The organism is Bowmanella denitrificans (assembly GCF_002887595.1).
GTDB lineage: Bacteria > Pseudomonadota > Gammaproteobacteria > Enterobacterales > Alteromonadaceae > Bowmanella > Bowmanella denitrificans.
Genome location: NZ_PEBU01000002.1, coordinates 421881 through 434533 on the forward strand (window position 1 = coordinate 421881; position 12653 = coordinate 434533).

Below are 12653 nucleotides of genomic sequence, written 5' to 3' on the forward strand. Positions count from 1 at the left end.
TATGACCCACCAGGTTTATCTTGGACTTGAGCAAGGTACGCTCGAGCAGAAAAACGCATTCTGGACCGCCAGGGAAATCAGTCAACAGCCCAGTGTCTGGCAGCAACTGCTGGCGCAGATGGTGCAGGAGCAGGGGGAGTTGCAGGACTGGCTTAAGCCGGTTTTGGCGTTACCCAATCTGCGCATCATTCTGACCGGCGCAGGCACATCTGCGTATATCGGTGAAGCCTTGCAAGCGCACCTGAATGCCAGGATGACACTGTCGGCCGGACAGCGGGTGGAGGCAATCAGTACCACAAATATTCTCAGTAACCCCGGACTGCAATTGCGTAAAGACGTGCCAACGCTGCTGGTATCTTATGGTCGTTCCGGAAACAGCCCGGAGAGCCGTGCCGCCGTTGAGCTGGCGGATCAACTGGTGGAGGACTGCTGGCATCTGGTGGTGAGCTGCAATCCTGAAGGTGCGTTAGTCACAAGTGCTAAGGACAATCCACGCTACAAAGTCTTGTTGATGCCGTCTGCGGCCCATGACCAGAGTTTCGCTATGACCAGCAGTTTTACCAGTATGATGCTGGCTACGTTAACGCTGTTTACTCCGGACCAAGCACAGTATGACAAGATGCGCCTGCTGGCCGAGCAAATTCTGCTGCGCGACCTCGACAGTATAGAAACCCTGGCGGCGCTGCCTTGTCGTCGTCTGGTATTTTTGGGTTCTGGACCCTTACTGGCGATTGCCAGAGAAGCGGCCCTGAAAGTACTGGAACTCACCGCTGGTGGTCTGCCCAGCTTTTATGAAAGCCCGCTGGGCTTTCGCCACGGCCCCAAGTCACTGATCGATAACAGTACACAGGTACTGTTGCTACCCTCTGCTAATAGCTACACCGGGCGATATGACGCCGATTTGCGCCTGGAGCTGCAAAAAGATGCTCAGGCGTTACATATCAGCGCGCCAGTGGCCCTGTCGCAGATTGCTGGCCTGGAGGATGTCTGGTTAGGCTTTCCTTATATTCTGTATTGCCAGATGCTGGGCTTTTTTAAGGCACTGCAGTTTGGTATCAGTCCGGATAACCCTTGCCCCACCGGTGAAGTGAACCGTGTGGTGCAGGGGGTGAATATATACCCTTACAGACAGGACTGAGTATGCACTACGGGCTGGATATTGGTGGCACCAAGATGGAACTGGCCATTTTTGACAATGACTTTACCTGTCTTGAAAAAACGCGCTGCGCGACGCCGACTGCCGACTATCCGGCCTTTATACGCAGTGTTGTTGAACTCGTCGAGGAAGCCGATAGCCGATATGCCATGCGTGGTAGCGTGGGATTGGGCTTACCCGGTGTCGTGACCGGTGATGGCAGGGCGTTATCCAGTAATGTACCTTGCCTGACGGGGCAAAGGGTGGGAGCGGATCTGACCCTGGCACTGAGTCGTCCCGTTGCCCTGGGCAATGACTGTCGCTGCTTTGCCCTGTCTGAGGCCAGCTTAGGTGCCGGTAAGAACGCACAGCGGGTGCTGGGTATCATCCTTGGTACCGGGCTGGGAGGCGGACTTTGCATAGGTGGCGAGCTTTATGCGCCAGACAGTCAACTGGCCGGGGAGTTTGGTCACCTGGGTTTGCATCCCAAGGTGGTGCAGCACTGGGCGCTGCCCTTGCTCAATTGTGGCTGCGGCCTGAGCGGCTGCGCCGAAACCTATGTGTCTGGTGCGGGCCTTGCCAGGTTATATCAGCATTTCAGTCATCAGCAAGCCGATACCTATGTGTGGCTGGAACACTTTCGCCAGGGACGTCCAGAGGCCATCAAGACCTTTGACTGTTTTATGGATGCGCTGGGCTCAGTAGTGGCGGGGCAGGTTTTGGTACTCGATCCAGACATAGTGGTGTTAGGTGGTGGTCTGTCTGCCATTACAGAAATACATCAGCATCTGGCCAGGGCAGTGGCGGCGCATTTATTTAAAAACGTCGCCATACCAAAGATTGTGGTAGCTGAAGGTGGCCCCGCCAGTGGTGTGCGCGGAGCCGCGCTGCTGGGTGCGAAAAAAGAGGCAACAATATGAAAGCCCAGAGTTATTGGCTGGCCTGTGACACTGCTTTTATCGGTAAGCAATGGCTGCAACCAGCTTATTTGCACATTCAGCATGGTGTTATTGCACAGGTCTGTGAAACGCCGCCAGTCGGACAGCCTCTGGTGAATGCGGGCCCAGGCATGGTGGTGCCCGGTTTTATTGATGTGCAGGTCAACGGTGGCAATGGCGTGCTATTGAATGATTGCCCGACGCTGGCAGGCCTGAGAAACATCTTTGCCGCCCACCGCCGTTTTGGTACCACCGCCATGTTGCCCACCTTGATTACCGACAGTCTGGATTGTATGCAGCGTACCGCTGATGCCATCGCGCAGGCGCTTACAAGCGGTGAGCCTGGCATTGTCGGTGTGCATTTTGAAGGGCCGCATATGTCGCTGGCCAAGCGTGGCGTGCATTCACCACAGTATCTGCGCAGTATCAGCGCGGCGGAAATGGCCGTATTTGCCCGGCAGGATTTGGGTGTCAAAGTGATTACTGTGGCGCCAGAGGTCGTCAGCCCCGCCCAGATCCGGGAATTGGTGGCCATGCAGGTCAAGGTTTGTCTTGGCCATTCCAATGCCAATGCTGAGCAGGTCCAGGCCGCGCTTCAGGCTGGTGCCAGCGGCTTCACCCATTTGTATAATGGCATGTCAGCCTTAACTTCCCGTGAGCCGGGGATGGTGGGTACTGCTCTTGCTGACGAGCATAGCTGGTGTGGTTTGATACTGGATGGCCACCACCTGCATCCGTTGTCAGCCAGGCTGGCAATTCGTGCCAAGGGCGTGGACAAGATTATGTTGGTTACCGACGCCATGCCGCCGGTGGGAACGCAAGATACGGAGTTTGCTTTTTATGGTGAAAAAGTCAGACGCGAGGGCAGTAAACTGCTGGCACCCAGCGGCTCGTTAGCTGGCTCCGTGCTGGATATGGCCGGTGCAGTACGCTATGCCGTTGAGTCATTAGAGGTCGGCCTGGACGATGCCTTGCTGATGGCCAGTCACAGTCCGGCGACATTTTTAGGCATACAGGACCACCATGGCAGCCTGCAGGTGGGACGACGGGCCGATATGCTGCTGCTGGATAAACAATTACAAGTACAACACGCCTGGCTGGCTGGTCAACCCTGGCAATTGGAGAACAATGATAATGAACATTGCTGAACCTCAACATAAAGGGGATAGTGCCAGCGGGGTGTGGCTACCCATGCTGGTGATTGCCATCTTGTTTTTTCTGTTCGGTTTTGTCACCTGGCTGAACGGCTCACTGATCCCGTTTTTACGTATTGTCTGTGAATTGAATGAGTTTCAGGCTTTGCTGGTAACCTTTGCCTTTTATATCGCCTATGTGGTGATGGCGCTGCCGATGTCTGCAGTGTTGGACAGAATTGGCTATAAGAAAGGTATGGTGGCCGGTCTGGGGATCATGATCATCGGAGCACTGGCCTTTATTCCGGCCGCGCTGATTGCCCATTATGGCTTGTTTCTGCTGGCCTTGTTTGTGCTGGGCAGTGGTCTGACTATCTTGCAAACCGCCTCTAATCCTTATCTGGTATTGTTGGGACCACCTCAAAGTGCGGCCATGCGCATCTGTATTATGGGGCTGTTAAATAAAGGCGCTGGTTTTATTGTTCCTTTGGTTTTTACGGCGATTATTCTGACCGGGATGGACAGTTATTCTGCCGATGCTCTGGCAGCGCTGCCTGAGGCAGAACGCCTGAGTCAGCTTGATGCGCTGGCACACAGACTGGTGACGCCTTATTTATGGATGGCGGCGATGTTGGTGCTGCTGACCCTGATGGTGCATTTTGCCCCTCTGCCGGAGCCAGGTGAAGCGCTAAGAGGTGGTGCCCATGAGGTTCGCCGCCGCGAGGTGCTGGCGCATCCACAGCTGGTACTGGGGGTCTTGGCCCTGTTTTTCTATGTCGGCGTGGAAGTAATTGCCGGTGATACCATCGGCTTGTTTGGTCAGCAATTGGGGGTTAAGCACTTTGGTGCCCTGACATCCTACACTATGGCCTTTATGATGCTGGGCTATCTGCTGGGTGTACTGTGTATTCCCCGCTTTATCAGTCAGGCTCAGGGGTTACAACTGTCGGCCATCGCCGGGGTAGGTCTGAGTCTGGCCATCGTTATGGGCGACCCCACCAGTGAACAGGCTACATCCATGTTGCTGGGGTGGGCTGGCGTGCCCTTAGTGCCTGATCCTGTGCTGTATGTGGCACTGCTGGGCTTGGCTAATGCGCTGGTCTGGCCAACGGTCTGGCCTCTGGCCCTGCAAGGGCTGGGTAAACATACTGCAACCGGCTCAGCACTGCTGATTATGGGAATTGCCGGTGGCGCATTATTACCACTGTTATATGGCTACCTTGCCCATAGCTGGTTGGACAGTCAGTCGGCTTATCTGCTGTTGATCCCTTGCTATGGCTTTATCCTGTTTTATGCCTTTAAGGGACATAAGCTACGTCATTGGTAATGGCAATCGGGGCAGGGCGAGACTGCCCCTAATCTAAATTTATAATCTGTTTGATTGAATCAATTAATTATAAAGATTAACTGTCATTGACTACACTTCTCCTCGTCTTCCAAGGCAACCTTTTAAATCAATGGAGAAAATGTCAATGAGTCAATCACTTATCAATACTAAAATCCTGCCGTTCAATGCCACCGCTTATCACAATGGCGAGTTTGTGCAGGTATCTGACAAGGATCTGCAGGGCAAGTGGGCGGTAGTGATGTTCTACCCTGCTGACTTTACCTTTGTTTGCCCCACCGAGTTGGGTGACCTGGCTGACTACTACGACAGACTGCAAGCCATGGGCGTAGAAGTGTACTCGGTGTCTACTGATACTCACTTTACCCACAAAGCCTGGCATGATGCGTCTGAAACCATCAAGAAAATCAAGTTCCCTATGATTGGCGACCCCACAGGCCGTATCAGCCGTAACTTTGGTGTGATGATCGAAGAAGAAGGTTTGGCTCTGCGTGGCACCTTCGTTATCAATCCTGAGGGCGAAATCAAGGTCGCTGAAATTCACGATTTGGGTATTGGCCGCAGCGCATCTGAGCTGTTCCGTAAAGTACAGGCCGCCCAATACGTTGCTAGCCATGACGGCGAAGTATGTCCGGCTAAATGGCAGCCAGGTGAAGAAACCCTGTCTCCTTCTCTGGATCTGGTCGGCAAAATCTAACATTGAGGGGCCTGAGTCCAGGCCCTTTACTTCTTGTTCAATTAATACTCCGTGCTGGCATGTTGATGCCGGTAACGGGTGAGCTTTGCCCAGCGTTTGTCGAGGTTAAAATGTTAGACAACAATTTGAAAAGCCAACTGAAAACCTATTTAGCCAATCTGAAGCGTCCCGTTGAACTGGTTCTGGCCACTGACGACAGCGACAAATCCCAACAACTGTTGGCGCTGGCGCGGGATATTGAAGCGTTATCAGATCTGGTCAGCTACAGCCAAAGTGAGGACAAGCAGCGTGTACCTTCTATGCAGGTGCGTAGCCAGGACACCGGCACCAGTATTGAATTCGCTGGTTTACCTATGGGCCACGAGTTTACCTCATTGGTACTGGCATTGCTGCACAGCGGTGGTCATCCCATTAAGCAGGAACAGGCCATTTTAGAGCAAATCAAATCGCTGCCCGGTCCGTTGCATTTTGAAACCTACGTGTCTTTAAGCTGCCAGACCTGTCCTGGTGTGGTGCAGGCGCTTAACCTGATGGCGGCGGTAAACCCAAATATCACTAACGTGATGATAGATGGTGCATTGTTCCAGGACGAAGTCAGCCAACGCAATGTGATGGCAGTGCCTAGTGTGTATCTGAATGGTGAAAGCTTTTCGCAGGGTGCCATTACCCTGGAGAAAATTCTCACTAAAGTGGATGCCACTGGGGCTAAACATCAGGCCGAGGCCCTTAAAGACAAACCCACCTTTGATTTACTGGTGGTGGGTGCTGGCCCTGCCGGGGCATCGGCAGCCATCTATGCGGCGCGTAAGGGGATCCGCACCGGGCTGCTGGCTGACCGCTTTGGTGGCCAGGTGGCCGACACGGTGGGCATAGAGAATTTTATTTCAGTCAAGCATACCGAAGGGCCGAAACTGGTGGCCAGCCTTGAAGAGCACGTACGTGACTACGAGGTGGACATTATGGCGAATCAACGCGCAGTTCAGGTGCGTGAAGGCGATACCCTGGAAATTACCCTGGAAAACGGCGCGGTACTGAAAAGCAAAAGCCTGGTGCTGGCCACTGGTGCGCGCTGGCGCGAGATGAATGTGCCAGGTGAGCGTGAATACCGCGGTAAAGGGGTGGCCTATTGCCCCCATTGCGATGGGCCTTTGTTTAAAGGTAAAAAGGTCGCGGTAATAGGTGGCGGCAATTCGGGTATCGAAGCGGCTATTGACCTGGCCAATATTGTCGAGCACGTTACCGTACTGGAATTTGACAGCAAACTGCGTGCTGACGATGTGCTGGTGCGTAAAGCCCGCTCAATGGCCAATATTGAGATTATCCTTAATGCCCAGACTCTGGAGGTTAATGGTGATGGTTCTAAGGTTAATGGGCTGACCTATAAAGACAGGGTATCGGCTGAGCAGCATCATATAGCGCTGGCCGGCATCTTTGTGCAGATTGGTTTGGTACCTAACACAGAATGGTTGAAAGACAGCGGCATTGAGCTGACCCCACGCGGCGAGATTGTGAGCGCAGCCAATGGTGAAACCTCAGTAAAAGGGGTGTTTGCTGCCGGTGATGCGACCACCGCACCCTTTAAGCAGATTATTATTGCCATGGGCAGCGGCGCCACCGCCAGCCTCGGAGCCTTTGACTACCTGATGCGTTCATCGGCCCCCGTTGAAAGCCACCAGGCTGCATAACCTTTGGCTACACAGGGATGTGTGGTGAAAATTTGAACGTTGTGCTAGTATGCGCGGCAATTAATGTTAGTGCTGAGTTTATTGGAGAAGTTAAATGCAGCGATTAATTGCCCCTATTCTGTACGCCTTCCTGTCCCTGTTGTTTGTTGCAAATGCCAAGGCCAACTTAATTATCAATGGCAGTTTTGAAGACAACCAAATTCAAAACGGCACCTGGAAGCTATTTTCCGACCAACAGCTTTCTGGATGGCGTGGGAATAACATGGAAATCTGGAACAACTTCGGTGCCATCAATATGTTTGATGGCAATCAGTTGTTAGAGCTTAACTCACAGCTGTACAAGGGGCAGTTCACTGGGATCAGCCAGAGCTTTGCCACGGAAATTGGCCAAACCTACGATATCAGCTTTGCTTATCGTGCCAGACACAGCAATAGTGAAAGTTTTAACATGCGTCTGGACTCCGGTCTGGGTGAGTTGTTCTCCAAAGATTTCGATGACCACGTTACCGGTAAGTGGGCAACCTATCATGGCCAGTTTATCGCTACTGACACCACCACCACCTTGCATTTTAACCCCTTGATACCGATAAGAAGCACGGTGGGTAACCTGATCGATAATATTGTGGTGGAAAAACGCAGCAGCATGGCTGTGGCCGAACCACAAATGCTGTTGATGCTGGCGTTGGGTCTGGTGCTGTTAACTGTGGTGATTAGGCGTCGTTATGCCTGATCCTGTTGCCAGCTATCATCACGATAGTCGGTTTGCTGTTAAGCCGGACAGGCATCAGCGCTGAACTTACGCATCAGGCTATTTGCAATAATCCCCCTGCATTTAGATTCTCACGATTTTTTACAGTGCTGTCAGAAAATTTATCAGTTTTGCCGGTTTTACCCGGCAAAGTTTTCTGGTTTCACCTTTCTTAAGCGTAAAAAATAAACAAATTCATTGAGTTAAAAAAACTGGCCTGCAAACTGCTATCTCCTTATTACCAATGTGAGTTTTTAAGGTGGTATTAAATGAAGTCTGCATTGCGCGTGTTAGTGATGTTTTCTGCTTTAGTGGTTGCTCAGGTGGCAGAGGCTAATCTGATTGTCAACGGCGGTTTTGAACAACCTGATGTTGCTCACAACAGCTGGAAATGGTTTAGCTCAAGCCAGGTTGATGGCTGGCAGGGCAGCAACCTTGAAATTTGGGATCACTACAATGGCTTCACCGCGGCTGAAGGTCAGCAACATGCTGAGCTGAATGCCCATGCAGGCTCGGGAGGCGCATTTTCCATCTTCCAAACCTTTGAAACCGAAATCGGCGCTGTTTATGATCTGAGCTTCTTTTATGCGGCCCGTAGCAGCAATGATGAAGCCTTCCGACTGAACCTGACGTCTGGTGCTCAGGATATCTTCAATCAACTGTTTGACGATCATCTGGTCAGACAATGGCGCCAGTTCAGTATGACGTTCACAGCCATAGCGCAAAGTACCACCCTCAGATTTACCTCTGTTGCACCCTATGCTGGTACTGTGGGTAATTTCCTCGACAATGTGGTTGTGCTGAAACAGCCGTTATTGCCTTTAACCGGTCCTCAACAACCGCAAAGCGCTCAGCCAGCTCAGGTACCTGAACCTGCCGGAATTTTGTTGACCGCACTGGGGTTGTTGTTTGTGGCATCAGGCAGAATGTTTGTCAGCCGTTGTAAATAGTTCCCCCTTTGGCCAGGTAGTCATCTAATACCTGCCTGGCCTTATCTCGCTGCAACTCGCGCACTATGTCGACACCCGTGTTCTTTAAGTAGGCATAGCTGGCTTCAAATACCGGCCCCTCATCAAAGCCAATAGCTCTGGCATCTTCGCCAGTGGCTGCACAGACCAGACGCTTTACACCGCTCCATAAAACAGCCCCCAAGCACATGGCACAGGGCTCACAGGAGGTGAACAGTTCATATTGACCATCCTCGGCAGACAAGCAAAAAGTGTCCAGCCGTCGTTGTGCCAGCATGATGGCCATCATTTCCCCGTGCAGACAGGAGTTTTTGGCTGCCATGACCTGATTGACCCCTACGGCTATCAGTTGATGACTGTTGGCGTCAAATATGGCGCTACCAAACGGGCCGCCACTATGACGTTGTACATTCTGAGCCGCAAGTTCAATGGCGAGAGCCATCTTGGCGTTATCGCCTGAATAGGTGGCCGCCCAATCTGGAATTCGCATCACCCAATCGGGCAGGCTGATTTCAAGTTGTTGCAGCGCTGATGGTTTGATTGTTGATCTATCGCACATTGTTAATCCTCTATGCGGCGTAAACTTGCTGTAACTGTATTATGTCTGCGCTGATGTAGCGAATGATTGAAGTGTTTTCAACCCCGAAGCATTACTGCGTAAATCGTGCAAAAGTGGCATAATGCGCGGCCAAATTTGCTAAGAGTATTTACCATGTCTATAGAACAAGCCTTGAATGACCGCGCCGGCGGCCAATGTGAACTTTGTGCAGCACAGGACAATCTGCAGGGCTTGGCTGTGCCACCTATTGATCAGGTTAGGGTAGATAATCACATTCTGGTATGTCAGACCTGTCAATCTCAGATTGAAGGGGCTGAACTTGATACCAATCACTGGCGTTGCCTTAACGACAGTATGTGGAGTCAGGTGCCTGCTGTGCAGGTCATGGCCTGGCGCATGCTTAAGCGTTTGTCTTCTGAGGTATGGGCACAAGACTTACTGGACATGCTGTATCTGGATGAAGAAACAGCCACCTGGGCACAAAAAGGGGATGACTCAGATCGTGAGCCAACCCTGGACAGCAATGGTGCTGTATTGAACAGCGGTGATACGGTGGTGTTGATTAAAGACCTGGATGTAAAAGGCGCAGGATTTACCGCCAAGCGTGGCACCGCGGTGCGCGGTATCAGCCTGACCGATAATCCTAAGCATGTGGAAGGGCGGGTCAATGGCGTGCGAATAGTGTTGGTGGCCGAGTACCTGAAAAAATCCTGACTAGTTTTGCAGCCGGTTAACCGGCTGATTGCTACTGTCTTCAAACCACTGGAAGTATTGTTCTGCACCTAATATACCTTGCTGAAGCAGCATCTGTTTTTGCTGCTCAGTAAGGTCAAAATCGGTGCTGCCCACCTCTTTGGTATTGATATACAAAGTGCGCTGCCAGTCATCGCTGTGCAAATGTTGGTTTTCCTGGACTTGCATCAGTGCGGTAATCAGCGCCTTGGCATACTGGCTAAAATTGTTAATGGCTTTGCCTTTAGGGGGCTCGTCGTAACGGAACATGGCCAGTTCATCTTCTTTGTCGAGGCGCAGCCCGAGGGTTTGGCGGTTATAAATATAAGGGCTACGGCCGGGACGTTGCAGCAGAAACAAGGCGTTTTCCTTGTTGTAATAGGCTGTATTGCGTGACGCGTCTGATTCGTCTTCATCAATATACTTTTGCCTGTCAAACAACTTGATTGGGTAGTTACGCATAACCCCACCATCTACATACAGATCCTGTTTGGGGCCATGGCGGACGGCCGCAAAAAACAGCGGTATCGACATACTGATACGTATTGCCTGGACCAGCGGCATCTGGGCGTGACGTTCAACCGAAAACACTTCCGAGTAACCGTTAGACAGATTGGTGCCGGTAACATACAACGCCGGGCAAGCCTGCTTTTGTAAGTCAGCAAAGGTGGCCATACCATGACCAAGTTTTTCTTCAATCAGGCTCATCAGCCAAGTGGAAAAATAGTCTCCCTTGTGCCAGCCGAAATCTTTTGCCAGGCGGCGAATGTCGCGGATCAGGCCGAAGGAGTCATCCATAAAGGCTTTAAAATCGGTTGACTGCAGAATTTGTAATTGGCGGGGAATATCAAAACCCAGAGCAAATAACAGTGCGTTGATGGCACCGGCGCTGGTGCCACCCACCCGGCGGATAGCATGCAGATAATCGCGCTGGGCCATAACCTGCATGGCGCCAACATAGGCAATGCCCTTAACACCTCCGCCTTCAAAGATCAGATTTCGAAACTGGCAGGTCATGGCATTTTGCTCCAGCAGCAACCGAGGGGAAGAAGTTGCTATAACACTAGCTGATGCAAGCTGAAGCGCAAGGTGGTCTAAATCGTTCCTTCTTCAGATTGAACTTCTGTTTTTGGCAAGTGATAGTCAAACAAATAAAAATGTCTGCCACTGTCGATACGAATGGTCATACTGCCGCTTAAGCCAGCCAGTTCGCCTGTGGCGGAGTCCGGTACCACTTCCAGTAACAAATGTTGGCTGGGACCTCGCATGGTACCAAAGTGCTGCAACACAAAACTGCCGCGGCGACCAGCCAGCGTTGCGCTGACTTGCTCTATGGCCACATAACCGGCCGAACTCTTATTCGCTGACTTGGCACTGAGCATTTCACCTTTACTGATGCCGTCAATATCTCCGCTAAAGGTTTTGTCAATGGACAATCTGCCCAGGCTGACGCCGTCTTTGCCTTGGGCGTAGCTCGGCATTTGCTGGACCCTGACTTCAAATTCCCCTCTGGCTTGCATGCTGGCTTCCTGGATTTTTTGTTGTTATCTGTGGTGGTTGAATAACCATGTTATCAATGCCAGATAAGAATTTCACAGTATTTCAGTTGCTACTTGCCCCGGCCCTTGGATTCTTCCTATGATTCATGCAGACCAGAAGAACGAGAAGCAAGAATGCAGCATGTGGTGTTTGGTGCCGGACTTATCGGTGGTTATCTGGGGGGCGTATTAACGCATTTGGAGCAGGATACCCGTTTAATCGGGCGCGACAGTACTATGTCACGTTGGCAGCCAGGGCTTCGGCTCAGTGACTACCAGGGCCATCAGGCCGGTCCGCTGAAATTGCAGATACAAGGCAGCGACTGGCGGGAAACGGCTGTGCCTTGCGATGTGTTGTGGCTGACGGTTAAGTGCACCCATTTGGCACAAACGGCAGTCGACATTGCACCGCTGGTCGGTGAAAAAACCGTGATTCTGTGTTGCCAGAACGGTATTGGTAGCGATGCCCTGATAAAGGCTATCTTCCCGCGCAATCAGGTGCTGAGGGTGATGGTGCCCTTTAATGTGGTGGAAACCGTGCCTGGTTGTTTACACCGGGGCTCTGAAGGAAAGCTGACGCTGGAATCTGATGCATCAGGCCTGGTGCGGGCATTGGTCAGTCTGCTGGATTGTGATTTGATGCCAATTGACTGCACTAGTGCCATGACGCCGCTGCAATGGGCAAAACTGCAACTGAATCTGGGTAATGCCGTTAATGCACTGGCCGATATCCCGGTTAAATCCATGCTGGAACAACGGGGGTACCGGCTGGTTTTGGCGGCATTGATGGATGAGCTGCTAACACTGTGCAAGGTAAAAGGCATTAAGCTTCCCAGGCTCACCCGGGTACCAGCTAGCTGGCTACCCCTGGTGCTGCGTTTGCCGGATGGGCTATTTTCGCGCCTGGCCAGGCAGATGCTGGCAATCGATCCACAAGTGCGTACTTCTATGTGGTGGGATCTGAGCCAGGGTAAGGATACCGAAATTGCTTACCTTAACGGTGCTGTGATCGAACAAGCTCTTAGTTTGGGGCTGGATTGCCGGGTCAATCAGGCCATAGTGGCACTGGTTCATCAAGCCGAGCAGGGCAGGCTTAAACCGGGATTATCTGCCACCAAGCTAATGGAACGGGCGGGTATAATACATTAGCGTGCGTTGAACTTTGCTTGTGGCTG

The 12653-nt window shown here is 51.9% G+C and carries 13 protein-coding genes; 10 read left to right on the plus strand and 3 right to left on the minus strand.

The genetic code is table 11. From position 1 onward, the window contains the following. The first annotated feature begins 1 nt into the window (after position 1). The 8 genes from CSR04_RS05395 (at position 2) to CSR04_RS05430 (ending at position 8631) form a co-directional block, all read left to right on the plus strand. A complete protein-coding gene (locus tag CSR04_RS05395; protein WP_102795232.1) occupies positions 2 to 1138 on the plus strand; it encodes an SIS domain-containing protein in 1137 nt (378 codons plus the stop codon). 2 nt (positions 1139 to 1140) lie between these two features. Beyond that, positions 1141 to 2055 carry an ROK family protein gene (locus CSR04_RS05400; protein WP_102795233.1) on the plus strand — a complete coding sequence of 305 codons (915 nt, stop codon included), beginning with the start codon at positions 1141 to 1143 and terminating at the stop codon, positions 2053 to 2055. Continuing rightward, the gene (gene nagA / locus CSR04_RS05405) at positions 2052 to 3221 is read left to right on the plus strand and encodes an N-acetylglucosamine-6-phosphate deacetylase (RefSeq protein WP_102795234.1); all 1170 of its coding nucleotides are present in this window, start codon (positions 2052 to 2054) and stop codon (positions 3219 to 3221) included. Before CSR04_RS05400 ends, nagA begins: the two co-directional genes overlap by 4 nt. Next, a complete protein-coding gene (locus CSR04_RS05410; RefSeq protein WP_245921385.1) occupies positions 3208 to 4533 on the plus strand; it encodes a sugar MFS transporter in 1326 nt (441 codons plus the stop codon). The genes nagA and CSR04_RS05410 overlap by 14 nt, the downstream gene beginning before the upstream one ends. A 145-nt stretch (positions 4534 to 4678) precedes the next feature. Then, on the plus strand, positions 4679 to 5248 hold the full coding sequence (ahpC, locus tag CSR04_RS05415) for an alkyl hydroperoxide reductase subunit C (RefSeq protein ID WP_102795235.1): 570 nt from the start codon (positions 4679 to 4681) through the stop codon (positions 5246 to 5248). 110 nt (positions 5249 to 5358) lie between these two features. Beyond that, positions 5359 to 6933 (plus strand): alkyl hydroperoxide reductase subunit F, encoded by a 1575-nt coding sequence (gene ahpF, locus CSR04_RS05420; RefSeq protein WP_102795496.1) that lies wholly within the window; start codon positions 5359 to 5361, stop codon positions 6931 to 6933. 94 nt (positions 6934 to 7027) lie between these two features. Then, positions 7028 to 7663, plus strand: a complete 636-nt coding sequence (locus CSR04_RS05425) for a DUF642 domain-containing protein (RefSeq protein WP_102795236.1) — start codon at positions 7028 to 7030, stop codon at positions 7661 to 7663. A gap of 287 nt (positions 7664 to 7950) precedes the next feature. After that, complete coding sequence (locus CSR04_RS05430) at positions 7951 to 8631, plus strand: DUF642 domain-containing protein (protein WP_102795237.1); 681 nt, start codon at positions 7951 to 7953, stop codon at positions 8629 to 8631. Here CSR04_RS05430 and CSR04_RS05435 read toward each other — a convergent pair. Next, positions 8615 to 9208 carry a nucleoside deaminase gene (locus CSR04_RS05435; protein ID WP_102795238.1) on the minus strand — a complete coding sequence of 198 codons (594 nt, stop codon included), beginning with the start codon at positions 9206 to 9208 and terminating at the stop codon, positions 8615 to 8617. The two genes, CSR04_RS05430 and CSR04_RS05435, sit on opposite strands and share 17 nt — an antisense overlap. A gap of 153 nt (positions 9209 to 9361) precedes the next feature. Between CSR04_RS05435 and CSR04_RS05440 the strand changes: the two genes are divergently transcribed. Beyond that, a complete protein-coding gene (locus tag CSR04_RS05440) occupies positions 9362 to 9922 on the plus strand; it encodes a PhnA domain-containing protein (protein ID WP_102795239.1) in 561 nt (186 codons plus the stop codon). On the opposite strand, the gene CSR04_RS05445 is transcribed toward CSR04_RS05440, so the two are convergent. Beyond that, the gene (locus tag CSR04_RS05445; protein ID WP_102795497.1) at positions 9923 to 10957 is read right to left on the minus strand and encodes a patatin-like phospholipase family protein; all 1035 of its coding nucleotides are present in this window, start codon (positions 10955 to 10957) and stop codon (positions 9923 to 9925) included. It abuts the gene before it with no gap. Positions 10958 to 11034: 77 nt separating this feature from the next. Next, positions 11035 to 11460 (minus strand): DUF3224 domain-containing protein, encoded by a 426-nt coding sequence (locus tag CSR04_RS05450; RefSeq protein WP_102795240.1) that lies wholly within the window; start codon positions 11458 to 11460, stop codon positions 11035 to 11037. Between the two features lie 153 nt (positions 11461 to 11613). Here CSR04_RS05450 and CSR04_RS05455 point away from each other — a divergent pair, with 153 nt between their 5' ends. Next, on the plus strand, positions 11614 to 12627 hold the full coding sequence (locus tag CSR04_RS05455) for a 2-dehydropantoate 2-reductase (protein WP_102795241.1): 1014 nt from the start codon (positions 11614 to 11616) through the stop codon (positions 12625 to 12627). Positions 12628 to 12653 lie beyond the last annotated feature (26 nt).